Source organism: Microbacterium sp. NPDC087592 (assembly GCF_044743585.1).
GTDB lineage: Bacteria > Actinomycetota > Actinomycetes > Actinomycetales > Microbacteriaceae > Microbacterium.
Genome location: NZ_JBIUWT010000002.1, coordinates 302,037 through 325,545, shown reverse-complemented (window position 1 = coordinate 325,545; position 23,509 = coordinate 302,037). Strand labels below are relative to the sequence as shown.

At 68.3% G+C, this 23,509-nt stretch carries 26 protein-coding genes and 1 tRNA gene; 8 read left to right on the top strand and 19 right to left on the bottom strand.

What is annotated here, in order from left to right:
• Window positions 1-12: 12 nt before the first annotated feature.
• The gene (locus tag ACIOTO_RS14510; protein ID WP_400858391.1) at window positions 13-1,317 is read right to left on the bottom strand and encodes an ABC transporter substrate-binding protein; all 1,305 of its coding nucleotides are present in this window, start codon (window positions 1,315-1,317) and stop codon (window positions 13-15) included.
• A 337-nt stretch (window positions 1,318-1,654) separates the two neighbouring features.
• Here ACIOTO_RS14510 and ACIOTO_RS14505 point away from each other — a divergent pair, with 337 nt between their 5' ends.
• Entirely contained in the window at window positions 1,655-2,293 is a 639-nt protein-coding gene (locus ACIOTO_RS14505) for a phosphatase PAP2 family protein (RefSeq protein WP_400858390.1), read from the top strand.
• Between the two features lie 70 nt (window positions 2,294-2,363).
• On the opposite strand, the gene leuS is transcribed toward ACIOTO_RS14505, so the two are convergent.
• Window positions 2,364-4,940: a leucine--tRNA ligase gene (leuS, locus tag ACIOTO_RS14500; RefSeq protein WP_400858389.1), complete on the bottom strand. Its 2,577-nt coding sequence runs from the start codon at window positions 4,938-4,940 to the stop codon at window positions 2,364-2,366.
• Between the two features lie 34 nt (window positions 4,941-4,974).
• Entirely contained in the window at window positions 4,975-6,297 is a 1,323-nt protein-coding gene (locus tag ACIOTO_RS14495; protein ID WP_400858388.1) for an anthranilate synthase component I family protein, read from the bottom strand.
• A 41-nt stretch (window positions 6,298-6,338) separates the two neighbouring features.
• On the opposite strand from ACIOTO_RS14495, the gene ACIOTO_RS14490 reads away from it, so the two are divergent.
• The 3 genes from ACIOTO_RS14490 to ACIOTO_RS14480 are packed head-to-tail and all read left to right on the top strand — an operon-like array spanning window position 6,339 to window position 8,938.
• Window positions 6,339-7,010 (top strand): DedA family protein, encoded by a 672-nt coding sequence (locus ACIOTO_RS14490; RefSeq protein WP_400858387.1) that lies wholly within the window; start codon window positions 6,339-6,341, stop codon window positions 7,008-7,010.
• Between the two features lie 4 nt (window positions 7,011-7,014).
• Window positions 7,015-8,040: an App1 family protein gene (locus tag ACIOTO_RS14485; RefSeq protein ID WP_400858386.1), complete on the top strand. Its 1,026-nt coding sequence runs from the start codon at window positions 7,015-7,017 to the stop codon at window positions 8,038-8,040.
• 16 nt (window positions 8,041-8,056) lie between these two features.
• Window positions 8,057-8,938 (top strand): 3-methyladenine DNA glycosylase, encoded by an 882-nt coding sequence (locus ACIOTO_RS14480; protein ID WP_400858385.1) that lies wholly within the window; start codon window positions 8,057-8,059, stop codon window positions 8,936-8,938.
• Between the two features lie 3 nt (window positions 8,939-8,941).
• Here the strand turns inward: ACIOTO_RS14480 and ACIOTO_RS14475 are convergent, their stop codons facing one another.
• The 4 genes from ACIOTO_RS14475 to ACIOTO_RS14460 are packed head-to-tail and all read right to left on the bottom strand — an operon-like array spanning window position 8,942 to window position 12,174.
• Window positions 8,942-10,147 carry a glycoside hydrolase family 3 N-terminal domain-containing protein gene (locus ACIOTO_RS14475; protein ID WP_400858383.1) on the bottom strand — a complete coding sequence of 402 codons (1,206 nt, stop codon included), beginning with the start codon at window positions 10,145-10,147 and terminating at the stop codon, window positions 8,942-8,944.
• A gap of 26 nt (window positions 10,148-10,173) precedes the next feature.
• Complete coding sequence (locus tag ACIOTO_RS14470; RefSeq protein ID WP_400858382.1) at window positions 10,174-10,830, bottom strand: SDR family oxidoreductase; 657 nt, start codon at window positions 10,828-10,830, stop codon at window positions 10,174-10,176.
• Window positions 10,831-10,858: 28 nt separating this feature from the next.
• Window positions 10,859-11,386 carry a hypothetical protein gene (locus tag ACIOTO_RS14465; protein ID WP_400858381.1) on the bottom strand — a complete coding sequence of 176 codons (528 nt, stop codon included), beginning with the start codon at window positions 11,384-11,386 and terminating at the stop codon, window positions 10,859-10,861.
• Window positions 11,383-12,174: a hypothetical protein gene (locus ACIOTO_RS14460; protein ID WP_400858380.1), complete on the bottom strand. Its 792-nt coding sequence runs from the start codon at window positions 12,172-12,174 to the stop codon at window positions 11,383-11,385. Before ACIOTO_RS14460 ends, ACIOTO_RS14465 begins: the two co-directional genes overlap by 4 nt.
• 140 nt (window positions 12,175-12,314) lie before the next feature.
• Here ACIOTO_RS14460 and ACIOTO_RS14455 point away from each other — a divergent pair, with 140 nt between their 5' ends.
• Complete coding sequence (locus ACIOTO_RS14455; protein WP_400858379.1) at window positions 12,315-13,337, top strand: DUF2804 domain-containing protein; 1,023 nt, start codon at window positions 12,315-12,317, stop codon at window positions 13,335-13,337.
• Here ACIOTO_RS14455 and ACIOTO_RS14450 read toward each other — a convergent pair.
• Entirely contained in the window at window positions 13,324-14,394 is a 1,071-nt protein-coding gene (locus tag ACIOTO_RS14450; RefSeq protein ID WP_400858591.1) for an NAD(P)-binding domain-containing protein, read from the bottom strand. The two genes, ACIOTO_RS14455 and ACIOTO_RS14450, sit on opposite strands and share 14 nt — an antisense overlap.
• A 137-nt stretch (window positions 14,395-14,531) precedes the next feature.
• Here ACIOTO_RS14450 and ACIOTO_RS14445 point away from each other — a divergent pair.
• The 3 genes from ACIOTO_RS14445 (at window position 14,532) to ACIOTO_RS14435 (ending at window position 15,460) form a co-directional block, all read left to right on the top strand.
• A tRNA-Ala gene (locus ACIOTO_RS14445) sits at window positions 14,532-14,604 on the top strand.
• Window positions 14,605-14,711: 107 nt separating this feature from the next.
• Window positions 14,712-15,173, top strand: coding sequence for an SRPBCC domain-containing protein (locus ACIOTO_RS14440; RefSeq protein ID WP_400858378.1), 462 nt, complete (start codon window positions 14,712-14,714; stop codon window positions 15,171-15,173).
• Between the two features lie 104 nt (window positions 15,174-15,277).
• The gene (locus ACIOTO_RS14435) at window positions 15,278-15,460 is read left to right on the top strand and encodes a hypothetical protein (RefSeq protein WP_400858377.1); all 183 of its coding nucleotides are present in this window, start codon (window positions 15,278-15,280) and stop codon (window positions 15,458-15,460) included.
• A 75-nt stretch (window positions 15,461-15,535) separates the two neighbouring features.
• On the opposite strand, the gene ACIOTO_RS14430 is transcribed toward ACIOTO_RS14435, so the two are convergent.
• The 11 genes from ACIOTO_RS14430 to rplU form a co-directional block, all read right to left on the bottom strand.
• Window positions 15,536-15,820 (bottom strand): hypothetical protein, encoded by a 285-nt coding sequence (locus ACIOTO_RS14430; RefSeq protein WP_029261676.1) that lies wholly within the window; start codon window positions 15,818-15,820, stop codon window positions 15,536-15,538.
• A gap of 95 nt (window positions 15,821-15,915) precedes the next feature.
• Window positions 15,916-16,605, bottom strand: coding sequence for an SDR family oxidoreductase (locus tag ACIOTO_RS14425; RefSeq protein WP_400858376.1), 690 nt, complete (start codon window positions 16,603-16,605; stop codon window positions 15,916-15,918).
• Window position 16,606: 1 nt separating this feature from the next.
• A complete protein-coding gene (gene rsfS, locus ACIOTO_RS14420) occupies window positions 16,607-16,987 on the bottom strand; it encodes a ribosome silencing factor (RefSeq protein ID WP_029261674.1) in 381 nt (126 codons plus the stop codon).
• The gene (locus ACIOTO_RS14415) at window positions 16,987-18,198 is read right to left on the bottom strand and encodes a hypothetical protein (protein ID WP_400858375.1); all 1,212 of its coding nucleotides are present in this window, start codon (window positions 18,196-18,198) and stop codon (window positions 16,987-16,989) included. Before ACIOTO_RS14415 ends, rsfS begins: the two co-directional genes overlap by 1 nt.
• Window positions 18,195-18,800: a nicotinate-nucleotide adenylyltransferase gene (gene nadD, locus ACIOTO_RS14410; protein WP_029261672.1), complete on the bottom strand. Its 606-nt coding sequence runs from the start codon at window positions 18,798-18,800 to the stop codon at window positions 18,195-18,197. The genes ACIOTO_RS14415 and nadD overlap by 4 nt, the downstream gene beginning before the upstream one ends.
• Before the next feature lie 6 nt (window positions 18,801-18,806).
• Complete coding sequence (locus ACIOTO_RS14405) at window positions 18,807-19,031, bottom strand: hypothetical protein (protein WP_029261671.1); 225 nt, start codon at window positions 19,029-19,031, stop codon at window positions 18,807-18,809.
• 67 nt (window positions 19,032-19,098) lie between these two features.
• Entirely contained in the window at window positions 19,099-20,352 is a 1,254-nt protein-coding gene (locus ACIOTO_RS14400) for a glutamate-5-semialdehyde dehydrogenase (RefSeq protein WP_400858374.1), read from the bottom strand.
• Window positions 20,353-20,361: 9 nt separating this feature from the next.
• The gene (proB, locus tag ACIOTO_RS14395) at window positions 20,362-21,147 is read right to left on the bottom strand and encodes a glutamate 5-kinase (RefSeq protein ID WP_029261669.1); all 786 of its coding nucleotides are present in this window, start codon (window positions 21,145-21,147) and stop codon (window positions 20,362-20,364) included.
• Window positions 21,144-22,643 (bottom strand): GTPase ObgE, encoded by a 1,500-nt coding sequence (gene obgE, locus ACIOTO_RS14390; RefSeq protein WP_029261668.1) that lies wholly within the window; start codon window positions 22,641-22,643, stop codon window positions 21,144-21,146. Before obgE ends, proB begins: the two co-directional genes overlap by 4 nt.
• A gap of 100 nt (window positions 22,644-22,743) precedes the next feature.
• Window positions 22,744-23,001 (bottom strand): 50S ribosomal protein L27, encoded by a 258-nt coding sequence (rpmA, locus tag ACIOTO_RS14385; protein ID WP_028501603.1) that lies wholly within the window; start codon window positions 22,999-23,001, stop codon window positions 22,744-22,746.
• 18 nt (window positions 23,002-23,019) lie between these two features.
• Window positions 23,020-23,328 carry a 50S ribosomal protein L21 gene (gene rplU, locus ACIOTO_RS14380; protein WP_028501602.1) on the bottom strand — a complete coding sequence of 103 codons (309 nt, stop codon included), beginning with the start codon at window positions 23,326-23,328 and terminating at the stop codon, window positions 23,020-23,022.
• Between the last annotated feature and the right edge of the window lie 181 nt (window positions 23,329-23,509).

The following is a 23,509-nucleotide window of genomic DNA, read 5'->3' as shown; positions in this document are numbered from 1 at the left end:
CCTCCCTGCCTTTCATTTCTCGAGGAGTGCGTTCAGCTCATCTTGGGCTGCGGTGTAGGCCTCCTCGATGGATTTCCCACCGACGAGTACCTCCTGCGCGGCTTTCTCGAGGGCCGGCACCAGCTTGGGCTGAACCTCGTTGGGGATGGCGTTCGGCAGCTGCGCGTTGGCGACCGCGTACTGCGTAGCCGGGATCAGATTCGCGGGTACGGGGTTGGGATCATCGAGCCACGAACCGTTCTCGAGGCCGTCGACGGTGGCCGGGATGACCCCGTTGGGCTCGGCTTCCTTCATGCCGCCGTCCTTGGAGTAGAACCAGGCCATGAACTTCCACGCACCCTCCTTGTTGTCGGACTTCTCGGCGATCGACAGACCGTACGAGCCGCCGCCGACCGTCGGGTTGCCATCGATGGTCGGGAGGTTCATGACGTCCCAGTCGTCGGCGAGGTCGGTGCGGTAACGCGAGACCGCGGGGCGAGTGTCGAGCGACATCGCCACCTGTCCGGCCGCGAAGTAGTTCCCGTCTTGCCCGCTCGCCGTCGGGTACGGCGACCCCCAGCCCTCGACGTACGGAGCCAGAATGGTCTCCCAGGCTTCGAGGCCGGCTTCATCGGCGAACACGAACGCATTCGCCTCGGCGTCGTAGATCTCCGAACCGTATGCACTCAGGATGGGGTAGTCCACGAAGAGCAGACCGCCGGCTGCAGCGGGTGTTCGCAGACCCCAATAGGCGCCGCCGCTCGCTGTGGTGATCTGCTCGGCCACACGGTACAGATCGTCGTAGGTCCACTGCTCAGTGGGCAGCTCGGTGACGCCTGCCTTCTCGAAGAGGCTCTTGTTGTAGAAGAGCATCGTCGAGTCGGCACTCACCGGGATGCCTGTGGTGGGACCGTCCGCGCCTTCTGCCTGGTACTGATTGAGGAAGGCGGGGATGAAACTGTCCCCCTTCAATCCGTCCTTACCCTCGGCCAGCCATGGTCCGAGGTCGTAGAGCAGGTTGTTGGACACGAGAGTCTGGTTGAGGCTGTCGTAGTTGAACACGATGTCGGGCAGCGTCGACGACAGCCCCTGGGTCACCAGCTGCTGGATGTAGTCGTCCTGCCCGTCCGGGATGGCCTTGACCTCGACGGGCGCCTCGGGGTTGGTGGCGTTGTACACCTTCGCGTACGCCTCGAACTGGGGCACGAGACCCGAGTTCATTCCGATCACCACCGGCGATGTGCTCCCTTCGCCGCTATCGGCGCTGCACGCCGCCATGCTCGCGGTGAGACCGACGATCGTGCACAGCGCGGCGATGCGTGCCCGGCGGGATTTCATTGTGACCACTTCGTCACGTCCTTGTCTGTAGGGGTGTGGGTGGAGAGGCTTAGCGCCACGACCGTCAACCGACAGCCGGGGATTTCGAAGCAAATGAGACGTTTCATCTTCTTCTCCGATTAGACACCGGAGGTCCATTCCTGTCAACTCGTCGACGTACTTTTCTCTCAATGTCGTGTTCACCGGGCAGCAAAATGAACGCAAGCCATGGAAACCGCAGCCATTCCGGGCGGACGGTGCAGAGAAGCACTATCCCGCGCATCTCCACCGCCTGGCGGACCCGACTACATCCTCCGACCGATGCTCACCCGAGCCCACTGTCCGTAGCGTCGTGAGCATGCCCTCCACTCGTCTGTCCGTGCGCTCCGTCCTGCCCCTGGGCATCGCCTCGGCACTCGCCGCCCTCCTGTTGATCGTCCCGTTGCCGGGGAGCCTCAGCGTGGTCGGCACCCGATGGCTCAGCTCTGCAGGCTCGGCCGTCCCCGCGGTCGAGCTGATCTCCGAAGCGGGGCTCCTCCTGCTCGCCGCCGCCACGGCAGCGGTCATGGCTCGTGCATGGTGGAACCACCATGAACGACGCGTGCACATCGCAGCCTCCGCCGTCGGCGTGGTCCTGGCCTACCTCTTGAGCGAGGGCGGAAAGCTGCTCTTCGCCCAGGCGCGTCCGTGCGCGGTCTGGCAGATCGCCGGTGAGTGCCCGCCACCCGGAGACTGGTCGTTGCCCTCGAACCACGCGACCCTCGCATTCGGCGCTGCTGCGGTGATCGCCATCACCCTCGGACGGTCGTGGCTCACATGGTCGGCGATCGCGCTCGCCTCCGTCGTCGCCGTCGGGCGCGTCTCGCAGGGCGTCCACTACGTCCATGACGTCGCCCTCGGAGCGATCCTCGGCGTGGCCGTCCCGCTTCTCGTCGTCATCGGCATCGAGGCGATCATGCGCGTCGTTCAGGCCCGCAGAGCAGCGCGAAGAGGATGACGGCGACAGCCCCTGGCGCTCACGAGAGCGAGCACCAGGGGCCGGAAGCAGTCCGTGCGGTGAGAGCCGATCAGCCCTTCACGACGATGCTGACGATCTTGGGCGCGCGCACGACGACCTTGACGATCTCGCGGTCACCGATCGAACGGATCACCCGCTCGTCCGCACGAGCCAGCGCTTCGAGCTCGGACTCGCCGATGCGCGCCGAGACCTCGAGCTGTGCGCGGACCTTGCCGCCCACCTGCACGACGGCGGTGATCGTGTCCTCGACCAGCAGCGCGGGATCGGCGGACCGCCACGGCACCAGGCCGACGGAGGGCTCGTGACCGAGGATCTCCCACACCTCTTCGGCGGTGTGCGGGGCGAACAGGTCGAGCATCACGGCGATGGTCTCGGCGGCCTCACGCACGGCGGGATCGGCGGCACCGGCAGCACCGTCGATCGTCTTGCGGGTGAGGTTCACCAGCTCCATGAGGCGGGCGACCAGCACGTTGAACTTGGTCTGCTCCACGAGAGCCGGGGCCTCGGCGAGCAGCTTGTGCGTCGCGCGGCGCAGTGCGGGGTTCCCACCGTCGAACACGACGTCGACCGGACTCGCGACGTCGCCGGCGATCCGCAGCACGCGGGCCAGGAACTTCTGCGCCCCGGCTGTGGAGACGTCCTCCCAGTTGATGTCATCCTCCACCGGGCCTGCGAAGGCCAGAGCGACACGGACGACATCGGCACCGGGGTCGATCATGCTCGACGAGAACTCGACCAGATTGCCCTTGCTCTTCGACATCTTCGATCCGTCGAGAAGAACCATGCCCTGGTTGATCAGCGTCGTGAAGGGCTCGGTGAAATCGATCAGCCCCATGTCGAACAGGACCTTCGTGATGAAGCGCGCGTACAGCAGGTGCAGGATCGCGTGCTCGACACCACCGATGTACGAGTCGACAGGAGCCCACCGGTCGGCCTGAGCCGGGTCGAATGCGACGGTGTCGCTGTTCGGCGACAGGAAGCGCAGGAAATACCAGGAGCTGTCGACGAAGGTGTCCATGGTGTCGGTGTCGCGCAGCACCGGGTCACCGGTCCCGGGGGCCGTGGTGCGCACCCAGCGCTCCGCTGCCCCGAGCGGCGAGGTGCCCTTGGGCGAGAGGTCGAGACCTTCCACACTGGGCAGCTTCACCGGCAGCTGGTCTTCGGGAACCGGGATGATGTCCCCGTCCTCGGTGTGCAGCATCGGGATGGGAGTGCCCCAGAAGCGCTGGCGCGAGATCAGCCAGTCGCGCAGGCGGTAGTTCTTCGCCGCGCGTCCGGTGCCGGATGCCTCCAGCTGCTCGATCGCGCGGGCGATCGCGTTGCGCTTGGACAGTCCGTTCAGCGCACCCGAGTTGATCATGCGGCCTTCGCCGGTCAACGCGATGCCTGTGGATGCCGGGTTCTGCTCGTCGAGCGCGGCGCCGGTGTCGATCGGCACCCCTTCGTCGTCGACCTCGATCACGGGCATCGCGCCGGTGACAGGAGCTGTCGTGTCGACCACGACCTTGACGGGCAGGTCGAACGCGCGGGCGAAGTCGAGGTCGCGCTGATCGTGGGCGGGAACTGCCATGACGGCACCGTGACCGTAATCGGCGAGCACGTAGTCGGCCGCCCACACCGGGAGCTTCTCGCCGTTGACCGGGTTGATCGCGTAGCGCTCGAGGAAGACACCGGTCTTCGGGCGGTCCGTGGACTGCCGGGCGATGTCCGTCTCCTTCTGCACCTGCTCCAGGTAGGTGCAGAAGCGCTGGCGCACCTCCTCAGGCGCATCCGCCGCCAGCTCGGAAGCCAGGTCGGAATCGGGTGCGACGACGAAGAAGGTGGCTCCGTGCAGCGTGTCGGGGCGCGTCGAGAAGACGGTGACCGGCTCTTCGCGACCCTCGATGACGAAGTCGACATCCGCACCGATCGAGCGTCCGATCCAGTTGCGCTGCATCTGCAGCACCTTGTGCGGCCAGAAGCCCTCGAGCTGGTTGAGGTCGTCGAGCAGACGGTCGGCGTAGTCGGTGATGCGGAAGTACCACTGCGTGAGCTTCTTCTTGATGACCTCGGCACCGCAGCGCTCGCAGCGACCGTCGACGACCTGCTCGTTGGCCAGCACGGTCTGGTCGTTGGGGCACCAGTTGACCGGGCTCTTCTTGCGATAGGCCAGCCCACGCTCATAGAGCTTCAGGAACAGCCACTGGTTCCAGCGGTAGTACTCGGGGTCGGACGTGTGCAGGACGCGCGTCCAGTCGTAGGAGGTACCGAACTCCTTCAGGCTCTGCTTCTGCTGATCGATGTTCGCGTAGGTCCACTCCCGAGGGTCGGCGCCACGCTTGATCGCCGCGTTCTCCGCGGGCAGGCCGAAGGAGTCCCAGCCGATCGGGTTGAGCACGTTGTGCCCGCGGTGACGCCAGAACCGCGCCACCATGTCGACGTACGCGTAGTTCTCGGCGTGCCCCATGTGCATGTCACCGGACGGGTAGGGGAACATCCCGAGCACGTACTTGCGCGGCCGGGTGTCTTCCTCGCCGCCGGTGAGGAACGTGCCGTTCTCCGCCCAGTACTTCTGCCACTTCGTCTGGATGGCGTGCGCCGACGGAGTCTCGTCATCGGCGGGAGCGGTGGACAGGTTCTCAGACAACGAACGCACGACCAATCTGAAGGAAAAAGCGGGATCAGTTCAGGATATCGGAACGCCAGACCCCCGGCATTTCCGCACCGAGCGCGGCGAGGGGAGCTCGCGCCTTGGTCGCGACCTCGGCGACTTCGGATGCGGCGACCGATCCCCAGGTGATGCCTCCGCCCGCGCCGACGACCGCCTGGTCGCCATCGATCAGGATGCTGCGGATGACCATGGCGAGGTCGAGCACGCCGTCCGCCCCGATGTACCCGAAGCAGCCGGCGTAGACGCCGCGCGGCCCGCCTTCCAACTCGTGCAGTCTCGTCATCGCGGAGAGCTTGGGGGCACCCGTCATGCTGCCGGCAGGGAAGGCCGCGTCGAGCAGCGAACCGACGGACGTCCCGGCCGCGGCGACACCGCTCACGGTGCTCACGAGCTGATGGACGGCCGGGTAGCTCTCGACCACCCACAGTCCGTCGACGCGGATGCTCCCCGGCTCGCACACGCGGGAGAGGTCGTTGCGCATCAGATCGACGATCATCACGTTCTCGGCGCGCTCCTTGCGATCCGCCGCGAGTTCTGCGGCCAGCGCGGCATCCTCCTCCGGGTCGGCGCTGCGGGGCCGGGTGCCCTTGATGGGGCGGGTGCGGATGACACCGGCTTCGACGTGGAGGAACTGCTCGGGGCTGGCGCTCAGCAGCGTGCGGCCGCCGATGCGGAGGAATCCGCCGTGATGCGCGGGCGTCGCGGCTCTCAGGCGACGGTAGACGTCGACGGCGTCATGCGCCCCTGCCACGGTGAACCGCGTCGTCAGGCACAGCTGGTACGCGATGCCGGCGCGGATCAGGTCGCGGCAGCGTTCGATGAGCGCGGCGTACTCGTGCGGATCGTGTCGCGCTTCGGCGATGCGGACCGCATCGTCGGAGGCCTTCAGGGGGACCGTGTCGTCCGCCGGCTGCGGGACGGCGGAGACTTCCGCTGTCCACGAGGGGAGCTCGTCGTCGGCGCTGAGCACCCAGGTGCGCCGCGCGGCATGATCGAACGCGACGACATGTGTGGCGCGCAGCCAGGAGCCGCCCGGCTCGTCGACGGGCCCACTCACCGGGGCACCGGCGGGATCGGCACCGGACTCATAGTCGAGCCAGCCGACCCACCCACCGGAGAAGGGCGGACGGGTGCGATCGGTCGGAGCCGCATCCAGTGCCACATCCCGCGGCAGCGACGACCGCTCCCCCGTGCCGACGAAGCTCCAGCCCTGCGCGGCATCCGCGCCGGCGTCGAGCCAGAAGACATCGGCGACGCGCGCTTCGAGCATCCGGAACACGGCCCACGGCTCCACCCAGGACGGGAGGGGGCGAGCGGTCAACTGTTCGGGCACCTTTCCAGCCTAGGGTCGGGTCGCTCCCGTATTCTCATGACGTGGACGACCTCCTGCTCTGGCTCCTCGACACCGTGCAGTCGATCGATCCGATCACGCGCACGCTGGTCGCGGGGCTCGCCGTCATGCTGGAGACCAGCATCCTGATCGGCCTCATCGTCCCCGGGGACACCATCGTCATCATCGCCTCGATGGGCGTCGCCACCGTGTGGGAGGGCATCGCGATGGGCGTCGCCGTCGTGATCGGAGCGCTGATCGGCGAGAGCATCGGATTCTGGCTCGGACGCTGGCTCGGCCCGCACATCCGCGTGTCGTGGCTCGGCCGCAGGATCGGCGAGCACAACTGGGTCCGCGCAGAGAACTATCTCGAACGCCGCGGCGGGATCGCGATCTTCCTGTCCCGGTTCCTCCCGGTGCTGCACTCCCTCGTGCCCCTCACCGTCGGCATGAGCGAGTACCCCTATCGCAAGTTCCTGGCCTGGACCGCTCCGGCGTGCGTGCTCTGGGCCACCGCGTATGTGAGCGTGACCTCCCTCGCGGCCGGCAGCTTCCGCGAACTCGTCGATCGCGTGCACTTCGCGGGCTACATCTTCGTCGGCGTCATCGCGCTGTTCCTGCTCCTCGCATTCCTCGGCAAGAAGCTGCTGCAGCGGCTCGAAGCCCGTCATCAGGAGGCCCCGGAGTCGGCAGCCGACTCCGACGTGAAAGACTGAGTCAATGGCATCGGCTCCCCCAGCCCCCCGGATCCACTGGTTCGCCCGACTCGAGCATCGCCTCCATGTCTGGCGTGAAGGTCGTGCGCGCCGTCGTGGCCGTGTCGCCACGATCCTCCCGTTCCCCGGCTACGGCGGTCCGGGCTGGGTGCGGGTCGTGGGTCGAGTGCTGATCGTGCCCCCGCAGCGTCGCACCCGCGACGGCGAGCCGGCGAGCGTGCGCGGCTGGCGCAGCTTCGTCGGGATCCCTGTCGGGTACGCGACCGTGACCGTGCATGTCGGCGAGACGACGCATCAGCTGGTCGCCGATCGCGGTGGCGTGGTCGATGCGAAGATCCCCGTCGACCTGGAGCCCGGCTGGCAGAACTTCATGATCTCGGTCGAGGGGCAGGAGCCCGTCGAAGCCGGCGCCTTCATCGTCGCCAAGGACACCACGTTCGGCGTCGTGTCCGATGTCGACGACACCGTGATGGTCACGGCCCTGCCGCGTCCGTTCATCGCCTTCTGGAACTCCTTCGTGCTCGATGAGCATGCCCGCCTCCCCGTGCCCGGAATGGCCGTGCTGCTCGACCAGCTGCTGCGACAGCACCCCGGAGCACCGATGGTGTACCTGTCGACCGGTGCGTGGAACGTCGCGCCGACCCTCTGGCGCTTCCTCGGTCGCCACCTCTTCCCGGCGGGGTCGATGCTGTTGACGGACTGGGGCCCCACGCACGAGCGCTGGTTCCGCAGCGGGCGTGAGCACAAGCTCACCAACCTGCGCCGGCTGGCGACGGAATTCCCCGACGTGAAGTGGTTGCTGATCGGCGATGACGGCCAGCACGACGAATCCATCTACTCGCAGTTCATGGACGAGCATCCCGATTCGGTCGCCGGGGTCGCCATCCGGCGCCTGCTGCCCGCAGAGGCCGTGCTCGCCGGCGGACGCGCCGGCCGTGAACCGCATTCCGAAGACGTGGCACCGTGGGTGAGCGCCGAAGACGGCGCCGGGCTCCGCGACCTCCTCGGCGAAGCCGGCATCCTGCACTGACGAGACCAGGCCAGACATGCACACGCTGATCGAGAGGGCGCTCCCCCGCGAAGAATGGCTCACCCGTGAGCAGGCGCATCACGAGCGCGCCGACGCGCTGACCGCCGCGCATCGCGAGCGCTCCTCCCGATCCGAGAAGCACCCCGTGTGGGACTTCCTGTTCACGTACTACTCGTACAAGCCGGCACAGCTTCGGCGCTGGCACCCGGGAGCGGGCGTCGAGCTGCAGGATGCGCCCGAACGTCTCTCGTGGCGCTGGTATTCGCCGGGAGAGACCGAGGGCAGCGCCGTGCCCGACCCCCGATCCTTCGCGCAGGAGAAGGCGGACCTCGCCGCGCTCGTGGATCGGATGCTGCGCCGCACGGCGTCACGCCCCGGCCAGTTCGGCTGCTTCGGCCTGCACGAGTGGGCGATGGTGTACCAGGCGGACGAGCACCGTCACGCGGTGCCGCTGCGTCTGGGACGGGCGGGCACGGATGCGGTCGTCGAGAGTCATGACCTGCGCTGCACGCACTTCGACGCGTTCCGGTTCTTCACCCCGGAGGCGGTCCCCCGCAATCGCACGCCCCTGAGCCGCGAGGACCAGCCGCTGTTCGAGCAACCGGGGTGTCTCCACGCGGGGATGGACCTCTACAAGTGGGCGACGAAGCTCGGGCCCCTCATCCCCGGCGAACTCCTCCTCGACTCGTTCGAGCTGGCGCGTGACATCCGGCTGCTGGACATGGAGGCCGCGCCGTACGATCTCTCGGCGTGGGACGTCACCCCCGTCCGCATCGAGACGCCGGAGGGCAAGTCGGAGTATGTGCGCCGGCAGCGCGTCTTCGCCGAACGCGGCACCGCGCTGCGCAGGGCTCTGCTGGACGCGTGGCTCGGCGACGGCACACGAGAAGCGGCCTGAGCGTCACTCCGCCTGTTCGCAGTCGGCGCAGAGCGTCCATCGCGCCGACGCCGCGGACAGTTGGGTTCGCAACGTGAGCACCCGCGTCGCCGCTTCTTCGAGCCGCTCCTTCGGCAGAGTGCCGGCTTCGACCGCCGCCGCGATCCCGGCCGCCATCTTGCCCGCGGTCTGCGCATCGGAGCCCGCGATCATCAGCACCAGGTCGTTGCCGGCGGCGATCGCGGCGACACCGTTGGCGACGGGATCCGCGTAGGCGGGATTCCCCGACGACAGCAGCATCCCGAGGTCGTCGGTCACCGCCACCCCCTCGAAGCCGAGTTCCTCCCTGGCGATCTCGTGCCACTTCGCCGAGAGGGAGGCGGGCAGGGCGTCCACGGCCATGTAGGCGAGATGCCCGTACATGAGGAGAGATGCTCCGGCATCGACGCCCGCCGCGAACGGGACAGCCTCCGTACTGCGCCATTCGTCGAGCCCCATGCTCGTGCTCGGGATCGCGGAATGCGAGTCTCCGGGGGCTGCACCATGTCCGGGGAAGTGCTTGAGGGTCGAGGCGACGAACTGCTCCTGCGCGGTGGTGGCGGCCGACACGCGATCCGCGGCGCTCGCGGGGTCGGTGCCGAGCGCGCGACCGTAGATGAAGGTTCCCGAGTCGGCCGTGAAGTCGGCCACGGTGCCGAAGTTCACCGTGATCCCCGCACGGGCCACCAGCGACCCTCGAGCCGTGAACGCCGCCGAGGTGGCGTCGACCGGGAGCCGCTTCAGCGTGGTGGAGGCCGCGTAGTCGTCGCCGTGCAGACGCGAGACGATCCCGCCCTCCTGGTCGACCGCGATCAGCGGGGGCAACGCGGGATCGATGGTCATCGCGGCGGTGAGAGCCTGCAGCTGGGACTCCGAGTCGGGGATGTTCGCTCCCATGAGGATGAACCCGCCGAGACCGGACTGCATGTATGCCCGGAGCGCGGAGGGATCCGTTCCCGACACGTGCCCCATGACCACGGCGGAGGCCTGCTCGTCCACCGACATCTCCTTGACGAGAGCGGTCGCATGCGCGGCCGGGCCGGTCGGCTCCGCGACCGAGGAGGCGGCGGTCGGGGTGCGGGAGGCAGCCGTCGACGGGACGGTCGAAGCGCCGGCGGCCGGTGAGGCGCACAGTGCCGCCGTCGCGACGACCGCCAGCGCTCCTGCGGCCCAGCGACGGTGTCGGGACATGACGGGTCCGGTGCGGTGTGGACGCGTCAGCAGCCGAGCGCCTCGGTGATCGGCACCGCCGTGGCGGCGTCGCCGTTGCCGAAACGGATCGTGCGGCCGATGGTGCACGGTCCGTGGAGCGATGCGGCGATGACCCCGGCGACGTCTGCCCGCGACACGGCTCCGCTGCCCGCGGGATCGATCTGGATCCGCGCGGTCGGCTCGTCGAACGTGAGCGTGCCGGGAGCGAGGATCGTGCCTTCCAACCCGCTGCCGCGCAGGTGCTCGTCGGCCGCCCACTTCGCATCCGCGTAGGGGAAGAAGGAGTCGCCCTCCGGGACACCGTGATCGGCCGTGGATCCGAGCCACGACACCATCACGTACCGGCGGACGCCCGCCCGCTCGGCCGCATCCATCGATCGCTGAGCGGCGTCACGATCCACCGCGTACGTGCGCTCCGGTGATCCGCCACCGGCACCGGCCGACCACACGACCGCGTCGTGCCCGCGGATGATCTCGGTGAGCTCGTCCACGTCCAGATTCTCGATATCCGCGACGAGGGCCTCGGCCCCCGTCGCTTCGACATCGGAGGCGTGCTCCGGGTTGCGGATCACGCCGGTGACCTCATCACCGCGGGCGACGAGCAGCGGCGCGAGCAGAAGGGCGATGCGGCCGTGGCCGCCGAAGACGATGATGCGCGACATACCCTCACCCTACGCGCCCCCTCCGACCTCAGCGCGGGGTCTGGTCGCTGTCGATCACGAATGCCTGCGGATGGCTCGGCAGGTAGCGGACGACCACCGGCTCGCCGCTCGTCAGGTAGACGTCGCGGTCCGGGTACACGGCGGGCGTGAAGAAGTTGCTCTCCAGCGTGTACTCGACGCCCTCGGCGGTCGTGAAGGTCACCCAGTCCCCCTCCAGGGTTCCGGTGGTCGGGCGGCCGTTGTCGTAGATGTATGCGCGGGTCACGGGCACCCCGGTGAGGCTGAGGATCCCGATCACCAGCGATCCCAGCATGAGGAGCGCCAGCACGCGGGCCGCGATACGGACGACACCGGCCCAGACCCGACCTCGCGGACGTTCCGTGGGGTGCAGGAGGCCCTCCCGCTCCCGGATGCTCCGCAGCGCCTCACCCGGAACCGCACCCCGCGCCGACAGCGCGAACAGCCCGAGGGTCGAGAACCCCGCGATGAAGACCATGGCGTATCCGTGAGAGGCCGGGAAGTTCACCAGCCAGACGAGGGCATCCATCGGGTTCATCGTGCCGTCTCCTTCTCGATGGTCACCGCGACGGTCTGCGGGTCCTCCCGGCGGTAGAACGCCCATACGGGAGCTCCCACCTGGAGATGCGGGATCGCCTGGGGGTAGACGAACACGGTCGTGTCGGCCTCCCACGTCGCCGCCCCTTCGGGTGCCATGAGCACGCGCAGCGCGAGTTCGCTCTGCCCCTCGCGACGTCGGCCCGTCGGCCGCACCTCGAGCACCGACGCGGGCACCTGCGTCCCGCTGGTGCGCGCCCGTACCTGGCGGGGGTCGATCAAGCCTCGGTCGATGCGCCACTGCAGCATCGCGTCGCGCACAGCGGGGTCGCTGAGGTCCGCGAGCTCGACCGTGTCCTGGTCGGTCACGCTGTAGCGCACCGGGACCGGAAGCCCCACCTGGAGCGTCGCGAGATCCGTCGGCTGCACGAGTGTCCGGAGCTGCCCGATGAAGTCATCGGCCGCGCTCGGGATCACGCGGATGAAGAGGTCGTATTGCGGCACGTCGTTGACCGTCATCCCGGTGCGGGTGACCTCGACGATCGTGCCGACCCCGATCTGCGCCTCACCACGCGGGGTCCTGCGACGCGCAAGGCCCGACAGCATCCCGCCGAACGTCAGCAGCAGGCCCCACGCGACGCCGATGATGATCGGGCCGCCGAGCGTGTCCTCACCGGCGAACGGGAGGATCGAGTGACGCTGATCCACGCCGAACAGCCCTTCGCCGACCCAGATGACGAGCCAGGCGGAGAGCAGCAGCCAGACGACGAGGAACACGATGCGGAGCATGCTGTTCAGCGTAGCCAGGCACCGGTCTCCGCCCGAACACGGATCCGTGTGCCGGGTCACTCGTACGGCGGCACCGGGTCCTCTACACTCGGGTCAACGATGCCGACCCGAACGGTATCCCTCCCGACAGCAGGACGACGATGCCCACACCGCTGATCGAGCGCGAGATCACCGCGCCCGTCTCGCTCACGACTCCCGACGGGGCACTGAACCGCGATGCGCTCGGCTGGTCTCGAACGCCTCTGCACGACACATCCGGCATCCCCGGTCGAGGCCACTGGGGGCGCAACAAGCGCTGGGAGTACTGGAACGTGATGACGCCGTCGCACATCATCGCGTTCACCGTGTCGTGCATCGACTACCTGGCGCTGCACGAGGTCTGGGTGCTCGACCGGGCGACCGGCGAGGACATCGGATCGACCGCGATCTCCCCCGGAGCGCGCACCGCGACACTGCCGCCATCGCTCGGGGACGGCCCGGTGCGGGCCCGCACCCGCCGCATCACGCTCGACGTCGACGAGGTGTTCGACGGCACGCGCCTGCGGGGCACCGCTCCCCGGGTGTCGTTCGACCTGCTCGCCGCCAGGCCGCTCGAGCACGAGTCGCTCGGCGTGGTCGTGCCCTGGCGTCGGGGTGACGACATCCGCCGGTTCCAGTACACCGTGAAGGATGTGGCGCGGCCGACGACCGGCAGCATCGCCATCGACGGCACCGCCCACGACGTGCCGGTGGGCAGCTGGGCGGTGCTCGACCACGGACGCGGGCGCTGGCCGTATCAGGTGCAGTGGAACTGGGCCGCGGGTAGCGGCATCGTCGACGGCCGCACGATCGGGTTGCAGCTCGGCGCGAAGTGGACGGATGGCTCCGGGGCCACCGAGAACGCCCTGCTCGTCGACGGGCGCCTGTCGAAGATCAGCGAGGAACTCGTGTGGGACTACGACCCCGAGCAGTTCATGCGCCCCTGGCAGGTGCACGGCGCGACCGCCGACCTCACGTTCACACCGTTCTACGACAAGATGTCACGTACGAATGCGCTGGCCATCGCGAGTCGGACCGATCAGCTGTTCGGCGTCTGGTCGGGTTGGGTGCACGACGACACGGGTACGCCGGTGCGCGTCGACGGCATCGAGGGCTTCGCCGAAGAGGTGCTCAACCGCTGGTGACGCTCGCCCCGACGGACCGTAGCGCGCGCTGCACACCTTTCGCCGCCGAGCGCCCGGCTCGGTTCGCGCCGATCGTGCTCGCGGAAGGCCCGTAACCGACCAGCTGCACCCGCGGGTCGGCGACCGCGGTCGTGCCGCGGCCGTTCCGGTCGAGCTGGATGCCGCCGACCGCGCTCCGCAAGTGCAGGGGCGCCAGGTGGCTGATGGCCGGACGGAAACCCGTGGCCCAGAGGATGACGTCGACGTGCTCGAAGCTGCCGTCGGCCCAGCGCACGCCGTCGGGCTCGATGCGCTCGAACATCGGGCGACGTGCGGCATAGGCGCCCAGACGCTCGGCCTCGCTTTCCTGCGGGCGCAGCATCAGTCCGGTGACGCTGACCACGCTCTCGGGAGGGAGTCCTGCGGCGACGCGCTGCTCGACCAGAGCGACCGCGGCCGCACCGGCTTCGGGCGTGAAGTCGTCGTTCCGCCACACGGGTTCCCGGCGGGTGACCCAGAGCGTGTCGGTGATCGGGGCGAGGGCGCCGAGGAACTGCACCGCGGACGCCCCACCCCCGACAACGAGGACTCGTCTGCCGAGGAAGTGCTCGGGACCGGGATAGTCGACCGTGTGCAGCTGCTCTCCGACGAAGGTCTCCATCCCGGGGTAGTGCGGGAGGAACGGATGCGACCATGTCCCCGTCGCGTTCACCAGCGTGCGGGTCGTCCACTCCCCCTCCCGCGCTCGCACGACCAGGAGTCCGTCTTCGTCCTCGACGCGTTCCACGTGCACCGGTCGGAGCACCGGGAGTGCATGCGTGCGCTCGTATGCCGCGAAGTAGTCGGGGACGGCCACGTTGGCACGGGCTCCGTCACGCGGCGGAGGCGTGTCGCCGGGCAACTCGGCGACACCGTGCACGTCGCGCATCGTCAGGGCGTCCCAGCGATGCTGCCAGGCACCTCCAGGTCGCTCATCCGCGTCGAGGACGACGTGCGAGATGCCGAGCCGCGACAGGTGGAAGGACGCCGAGAGGCCGGCCTGCCCTGCGCCGATCACCAGACTGTCGAGGATGCTCACGAAGAACAGAACGCCCCGCCACTCCCGGTTGTTCCAGCCGGGTGACGACACTCCCGGGCGGCTGCCGCCGATTGGTGCTCGCGCGGATTCGTGTAGTACTCTTTTCAAGTTGCTCCGGCTTCTACGGAGCGGCATCTGGGCCTGTGGCGCAGCTGGTAGCGCACCTGCATGGCATGCAGGGGGTCAGGGGTTCGAGTCCCCTCAGGTCCACAACGAAACCCGCGAGAGATCGCGGGTTTTCTTGTTTTTCCGGGGCCTTTCGAAGCTGCGATGATCACCGGGAGCCGGGCGGAACGCGGCCGCCATAGGCTGATGACATGAGTAGAACCGATCGCGCCAGTCTCCTCCTCCACGTCGGCCGCGACGAAGCGTTCGACGCCTTGACCGGTCGCGAGGCGCTGCTCACCTGGCTGCCTCCCCACGGGATGCACGGGCGATTCGAACGCTTCGACATGCGCGAAGGCGGCTCGTATCGACTTGTTCTCACGTATGACGACCCCACTGACTCGCCGGGCAAGACCTCAGCCGACTCGGACGCCTCCGAGGTCCGCGTGGCGCGGATCGTGCCGGGCGAGCTCATCGTGCAGGAGGTCGACTTCGACTCCGCTGACCCGGCGTTTCGCGGCACCATGCGGATGGAGTGGCGCGTCCGCAGCGTCGAGGAGGGGACGGAGGTCGAGCTGACCGCACGCGACGTGCCCCAGGGCGTCCGTGCCCGCGACCACGCACAGGGGCTGACTTCGTCGCTGGCGAATCTCGCCGCGTATCTCGAGCCGTGAAGCCGCGGCGTCGTCGCTAGCGCGCGACTTCATGAGCGTCAACCCGGTTCATTCCGCACGCTCCAGGATCTAGCGTGAACGCACCTCGACGAAAGGATGCGATCATGTCGAACCCCATCATTCCTCCGGTGCCTCCCGTCCCTCACGATGAAGACGCGGCCGATGTGCCCACCAAGGACGTCGACGGTGAGCGCGTGCTCGATCCGGATGTCGACGACGCTCTCGTCGACAGCGCCGAGGCCGATCGCGTCGCCGCGGGAGCGGACGAGGAAGACCCTCTGACCTGATCAGGTTCGCGGAGAACACGGAAGCGCACCCCTCGATCATCGAGGGGTGCGCTTCGTGCGACGCGGCAGCGACCGTCAGGTCGCCATCAGCGGGGGGCGGTGAGGAATCGTGATCGGACGGGTCGCGCGGCTGGAACCACGCATCCGCTCGACGTCCTCGAGCACCTCGAACGCGGTTCCGTAGCGAGTGGCGAGCGGCAGGTCACGGAGCCAGGTCACCTCGACCTCGGTCTCGGCGAGCTCGTAGACGCAGGCGACCACGTGGCGCGGATCGTTGGGTGAGTATCGAAGGTCGTTGATGACCCATTCCGACGCGGTGATGCGATTCAACATGAAGCGCGGATCGGGGAGTTCAGACATGCGGGGGCCCTCCAGGACTCTCTCGAGAAGAGCTTGCGCCCTCAGCGCTCCGAGAAGAAGCCCCTTGACAGCACCTGCGGAGGATGCGGGTCGGCTCAGCGGCCGGGGCGCACCGTCAGGTCGGTGATCTGTGCGTCCCGCGGAAGGTCGAGCGCCGTGAGGATGGTCGTGACCACGGCCTCCGGTGTGGCGTAGCGTTCCGCGTCGTACGCCTGGCCCTCCTGCTGGTGCACGCGCTCTTGCATCGGCGTCGCCGTGCGGCCGGGGTAGATCGAGGTCACCCGCACTCCGTGCGGCGCCTCCTCGGCGCGCAGGGCGTCGGCGAGTGCCCGGAGCCCGTGCTTGGACGCCGCATACGCGGACCATCCGGCGTTGGCGCGCAGGCCGGCGCCGGAGTTCACGAACACCACCTGTCCCTGCGACACGCGCAGCACCGGAAGGAGAAGCCGGGTGAGCTCCGCCGGAGCGATGAGGTTGACGGCGAGCTGCTGCTCCCACAGCGCGGCAGGCAGATCAGCGACGTCGCCGAGGTCGACGACGCCGGCGACATGCACCAGCGAATCGATGCGGTCGGGCAGCTGCTGCTTGGAGAGCGCCCACGACAGTCGCCCCGGCTGCGCGAGGTCGCCGACGATGACGGATGCCCCGGGAAGGTCGTCCGCGATCTGCTTGGCACGCCCTGCATCCCGAGCCATCGCCACGACGGCGTCGCCACGGTCCAGCAACCGGCGGGCGAGAACCGACCCGATGCCGGAACCCGCACCGGTGACCAGGTGCGTGGTCATGTCAGCTGGCGTCTGCCGCAGGCTCTGCCACGTCGATCGGAACGATCGGGCAGTCCTTCCAGAGGCGCTCGAGCCCGTAGTAGACGCGCTCCTCCTGGTGGAAGACGTGCACGATCAGGTCGCCGAAGTCGAGCAGCACCCAGCGGGCCTCCGCCCGCCCCTCACGACGCACGCGCTTGTGACCGGACTCGATCAGGCGGTCCTCGATCTCGTCCGCGATCGCGGCGACGTTGCGCTCGCTGTTTCCCGTCACGAGCAGGAAGATGTCGACGAGCGGCAGCGGCTCGGAGACGTTGAGCGCGACGAGATCCTCACCGCCCTTGTCGATGGCGGCTTGGGCTGCGAGGCGCAGCATCTCTTCGGCAGTTTCAGGTGATTGCATCAGATCATTTTCGTGGTGAAGGCGATGACGAGAACGACGCCGATCGCGAGGGCGAGTCCGCCGGCGATGATGGCGAGGGTCACCATCAGTCGGTTCCCCTTCTCGGGGGCAGGAGGTCGGATGACCTCTCCGGCCGGCTTGATGGTGCTGACGGCCGCACTCGCGGCGATCGGCGTGGGCGAGGATGCCGGCGGCAGCTCGCCATCGATGAGAACGGCGTCGACGTCCTTGCCGTCGGTGGTGCCGAGCGCATGGCCCTGCGAGCCCATGCCCTTCGGCAGCTCGTAGGAACCGGTGACGAGGATCTCTCCGGTCGACGCGACCGGGCCCGAGAGCGAGCCCTCCCCCGGCGACGGGGTGAAGATCAGCGCGTTGGGCGCGGAATGCTGTGACCCCGTCGAATCTCCCACGCCGATCAGCTCGTCGAACGAGGGCCGGAAAGGCGTGTGCGCTTCGGGGGCGTCGGCGAGAAGGCCTTCTCCGAACGAAGAGTTGACGGTCGGACGCACGTCGTCGTCTTCATCGTCTTCGGCATCGTGCACGTCGGCGAGGACGTCACCGTCGGCAGCCTCGTCGCTGCCCTCGACGGGAAGTCCGAGCACCGCCTCGACATCGTCTTCGTCGACCGCGGCCTCTGCAGGGGTCTCGACGGCCTCGAGCGGGACGTCGCCGACCGTGTCGGCCGCGACTGCTGCGCTGACGGGGGCGACGGCGACCTCCTCATCCACATCGTCGTCCTCGTCATCGTCGACATCGACGGTCCGAGCGAAGTCCGGGACCCCGGAGACGAGCTCGACAGGGGCTTCTGCAGCGGCCACCGCGGGAGCTTCCTCCTGCTGCGGCGCCTCTTCTTCGACCTGCGCTGCGGCTGCTGCCTCGGCCTCATCGGCGGGCTCGGCGGATGGCACCGCTTCCGCCTCTTCGGCACCGATCACGGAGACGGAACCGGTGCGGGCCTTCTCCTGCTCGCGAACCTGGCGACGGGTCAGCGGGGCACCGCCGTTCGCTTCGTCGGTTACGGCGACCGGCACCGGTGCCGGCTCGATCTGGACGGGTTCCGCGGCACGGGGCAGCGGGGGCGCGGGGGGAGCCGCCTCGGCCGCCGCGGCGGCCTCCTCGCTGGAGATGACCGGGGTCGATCCCGTCAACCGGATCTCCCGCAACTGCTTGCGCGTCAGCGGACCCTGCCCTTGCTGATCCGATGTACTCATGCCTTGCTCCGATACAGGTGATGCTTCGCGATGTACTGAACGACCCCATCAGGGACCAGGTACCAGACCGGCTGATCGTCACGAACGCGTTCGCGGCAGTCCGTCGACGAGATCGACAGCGCCGGCACCTCGAGTTGGCTGACGTTGTCGCTCGGGAGGCCGTCAGTGCTCAGGACATGTCCAGGACGTGAGACCGCGACGAAGTGGGCCAACTCCCACAACTCATCATGGTCCCTCCAACTGAGAATTTGCGCCACGGCGTCGGCTCCCGTGATGAAGAAGAGCTCGGCGTCGGGTCGATCCCGCTTCAGATCGCGCAGGGTGTCGATCGTGTAGGTGGGGCCTTCGCGATCGATGTCGACCCGGCTCACCGTGAACTGCGGGTTCGAGGCGGTCGCGATCACGGTCATCAGATAGCGATGCTCGCTCGGCGAGACACCCGACTTCTGCCACGGATGCCCGGTCGGCACGAAGACGACCTCGTCGAGGCCGAAAGAGTTTGCGACCTCGCTCGCTGCGACCAGGTGGCCATGGTGGATGGGGTCGAACGTGCCGCCCATCACGCCGATGCGCGGGGGGCGCGTGGTCGCAGCGTCGTTCATGCGGGCCTAGTGGCCGTGTCCCGCCTCGTGGCCGTCTTTTCCGTGCTGCGCAGCCCATGCCTCGGCCTTCGCCGAGTGACGGTTGGCGACGTTCTTGTACGAGAACGTCACGAGGCCGAGCGCGCCGAACACGATCGCGGCGATGACCCCGAAGATCAGCGTCTCGAGCGCGACGTTGCCGTGGTGCTCGGTTTCGGCAGCGGCCATCGCGATCTGTGCGACGAGGTTCATCCTGGCTCCGTTTCGTGGCGTGCTGTTCGGGATCCTGCGGGGGTTACAGCGTCCCCCAGTCTAGCCCTCAGCCGCGCGTCTGCCCCGACCCACGCGCGAGCCATTTCGTGCTGGTCAGCTCGGAGAGCCCCATCGGTCCCCGCGCATGCAGCTTCTGGGTGGAGATGCCGACCTCCGCACCGAACCCGAACTCGCCTCCGTCGGTGAATCGCGTGGACGCGTTCACCATGACCACAGCCGAGTCCACCTCGGCGAGGAACCGCTCGGCATTGCGCGAATCCGTCGTGATGATCGACTCGGTGTGCCCCGTGCTGTACCGACGGATGTGCGCGAGGGCCTCGTCGAGCGAGTCGACGACCTTCATCGCGATGTCGAGGCTCAGGTACTCGGTCTCCCAGTCCTCCTCGGTGGCGGGGATCACGTTCGACATGAGCCCCACGACCATGTCGTCGCCGTGGATCGCGACACCCTCGCTCTCGAGAGCACTGGCCACCAGCGGCACGAGACGCGGCGCGGCCTGACGGTGCACGAGGACCGTCTCGACGGCGTTGCACACGCTCGGACGCTGCACCTTGGCGTTCACGACGATGTCGCGCGCCCAGTCGTCGGGGGCGGTCTCGTCGAGGAAGATGTGGACGTTGCCCGCCCCGGTCTCGATGACGGGCACGGTCGACTCCGTCACCACGGTCTCGATGAGGCCCGCACTCCCCCGCGGGATCAGCACATCGATGAAACCGCGACCGTGCATGAGCGCCTTCGCGCCGTCGCGGCCGAAGTCGTCGACGGTCTGGATCGCCTCCGCCGTGAGTCCGGCGCCCTCGACCGCCGCGCGCATGATGTCCACGAGCACGGCGTTGGAGTCGTGGGCGGCGCTGCCACCGCGCAGCACCACGGCGTTGCCCGATCGCAACGCGAGCGCGGCGATGTCGACGGTCACGTTGGGCCGGGCTTCGTAGATCGCACCGACCACACCGAAGGGGACCCGCACCTGCTCGAGCGCCACGCCGTTGGGCATGCGGTGACCGCCGACCACGCGCCCAACGGGGTCCGGGAGAGCGGCGACCTCGCGGACGGCGGCAGCCAGAGCCGCGACCCGCTTCTCGTCGAGTCGCAGCCGATCGATCAGGGACTCACCGATGCCGTCCTGCTGACCGCGCGCGATGTCACGACCGTTCGCCTCGATGATGCGCGGCGCGTCCGCCAGGAGCGCGAGCGCGATGGCTTCGAGCACACGAGCCTTGTCAGCGCTGGTCAGGGCCGCGGTGGCGCGGGAGGCCTCTTTGGCGCGCTCCAGGCGCACCTGCGGGGTCTGGTCGGTCATCCGTCCAGTTTATGAGGTGGCGGGTTCGAACCAGGTTCCTATTTCGGCGCCGGAGAGCGCCTTGTCCACCAGATCTGCGCTGGTGACGAGCACGCCGATGCCGGACGCCGCGGCCAGTCGCGCCGCCGAGACCTTGGTCGCCGCTCCGCCGGTGCCGACGCTGTTGACCACCGTCGCACCGAATTCGAGCCCGGTGAGATCGGCGTCGGGGGCGACGATGTCGATCGGCTCCGCACCCGGATCCGTCGGCGGCTTCGTGTACAGCGACTCGATGTCGCTTAGGAGGATGAGCGCGTCGGCCTCGATCAGCTGCGCGACCAGGGCGCCCAGACGATCGTTGTCTCCGAACCGGATCTCCTGCGTCGCGACCGTGTCGTTCTCGTTGACGATCGGCAGAGTCCGCAGACCGAGAAGTCGCTCCATCGCACGCCGTGCGTTCGAGCGTGAGGTGGGGTGTTCCAGGTCGCCGGTGGTGAGGAGGACTTGACCGGCGACGATGTCGAACGGGCGAAGCGACTCCTGGTACCGGTACATGAGGATGTTCTGCCCTACGGCCGCGGCCGCCTGCTGGGTGGCGAGGTCGTTCGGCCGCGAGTCCAGACGCAGGAACGGGATCCCGGACGCGATCGCGCCGGAGGACACCAGCACGACCTCGGCCCCACGTGCGTGCGCTGCGGCGAGGGCCTCGACGATCACAGGGATGCGCCACGACGACTCGCCGCTGATCGAGGACGAACCGACCTTGACGACGATTCGCGAGGCGGTCGCCAGATCAGCGCGGGTGCGTGCGGTCACTCGCCGTCCTCGCGGTACGCGGCCAGGCGCTGGGTCTCCACCTCAGCACGAGCCTCGGCCTTGGCATCCATGCGCTCGTAGTACTGCTCGCGGCGCTCCGACGTCGTCCGGCGCGAGTTGGGTGCCAGTCGGGGGTCGGTACCACGGGGAGCGCTCATGAGCTCCGCCGCCGAGGTCATCGTGGGTTCCCAGTCGAAGACGATGCTGTCGCCCTCGCCGATCACGACGGTCGACCCCTGCACCGCACCGAGGCGGAAGAGTTCGTCCTCGACGCCGAGCTTCTCGAGGCGATCCGCGAGGTAGCCCACAGCCTCTTCGTTCTGGAAGTCGGTCTGCTGAACCCAACGCACCGGCTTCTCTCCCATGATCCGGTAGACGTTGCCGTAGGTGCCACCCTCGACGCGGATGGTGAACCCCTTCTTGGAGCCACGCGGGCGGATGACGACGCGCTCCGGCGGCGTCTCCAGCGCGGCTTCGGCGCGGGCCTTCTCGACGAGCTCGCCCAGCGCGAACGTCAGCGGACGCAGCCCCTCGTGCGAGACCGTGGAGATCTCAAACACACGGAAGCCGCGCGCTTCGAGATCGGGGCGCACCAGTTCGGCGAGGTCGCGCGCCTCGGGCACGTCGATCTTGTTCAGCGCGACGAACTGCGGGCGCTCGAGGAGAGGGGTCTGCCCCTCGGGCACCTCGTAGGCGCCGAGCTCGGCGAGGATGACATCGAGGTCGGAGATCGGGTCGCGCCCGGGCTCGAGGGTGGCGCAGTCGAGGACGTGCAGCAGGGCAGAGCAGCGCTCGACATGGCGGAGGAACTCGAGTCCGAGGCCGCGCCCCTCGCTCGCGCCCTCGATGAGGCCGGGCACGTCGGCGACCGTGTAGCGGAAGTCTCCGACCTGCACGACGCCGAGGTTGGGGTGCAGGGTGGTGAACGGGTAGTCGGCGATCTTGGGCCGAGCGGCCGAGATCGCGCCGATCAGACTCGACTTGCCGGCAGACGGGTAGCCGACGAGCGCGATGTCGGCGACGGTCTTCAGCTCGAGGACGACGTCGCCCTCGTATCCGGGCGTACCCAGAAGCGCGAAGCCGGGAGCCTTGCGCTTCGGAGTGGCGAGGGCGGCGTTGCCGAGCCCACCCATCCCACCCTTGGCGACGACGAACCGCTCGCCGGGGATGATCATGTCGATCAGGACCTCGCCCGCGGTGTTCTTCACCACGGTGCCCACCGGCACCGGCAGTTCGAGCGTCTCGCCGAGGAAACCGGAGCGGTGGTCGCCCATGCCGGGACCGCCGTTGCCCGAGGAACGGTGCGGAGAGTGGTGGTACGAGAGCAGCGTGCCGGTCTGCGGGTCGGCGACGAGCACGATGTCGCCGCCGTCGCCGCCGTTTCCGCCGTCGGGGCCGCCGAGGGGCTTGAACTTCTCGCGGTGCACGGAGACGCAACCGCCGCCGCCCTTACCCGCACGCAGGTGCAGTGTGACGGTGTCGACGAACGTGACCATGTGCGGGTTCCCCTGGGTTCCTGTTTATGACGGTGTGCAGATACACGGACGGGGCGAGCCGAAGCCCGCCCCGAACCGGATGACTAGTGTCGTGCTGAGATCACTCAGCTGCAGCGACGATGTTGACGACCTTGCGGCCGCCCTTCGCTCCGAACTGGACCGCACCGGCGGCCAGAGCGAACAGCGTGTCGTCGCCACCACGGCCGACGTTGACGCCGGGGTGGAAGTGCGTGCCGCGCTGGCGGACGATGATCTCGCCGGCGAGGACCTGCTGACCACCGAAGCGCTTCACGCCGAGGCGCTGAGCGTTGGAGTCACGACCGTTACGGGTGGAGCTTGCGCCCTTTTTATGTGCCATGTCCTAGTCCCCTCTGGCTTACTTGATGCCGGTGATCTTGACGCGCGTGAGCTCCTGACGGTGGCCCTGGCGCTTCTTGTAACCGGTCTTGTTCTTGTACTTCTGGATGATGATCTTCGGGCCGCGGAGGTTGCCGATGACCTCAGCCGTGACCTTGACCTTCGCCAGCGAGTCAGCGTCGGTGGTCACCGTGGCGCCGTCGACGAGCAGCACTGCGGCCAGCTCGATCTTCTCGCCCTGGGCAGCCTTGACACGGTCGAGCTGAACGATCGTGCCGACCTCGACCTTCTCCTGCCGCCCACCGGCGCGCACTACTGCGTAAACCACTTCATACCTGTTTCGTTGGGGAGCTCGCGGCTCCGAGATCTCACGGGAAGACTGTTGCTTGCATGCACCGTGGAACGGCGGGCGCGAACGCAAGACTCTCCGCTTCGACCGACGAGGACGACGCGGCATACGCACCAAGGGACTACTTTACCGGATGCGGGTCGGTGTCGCAAAGCGGGGC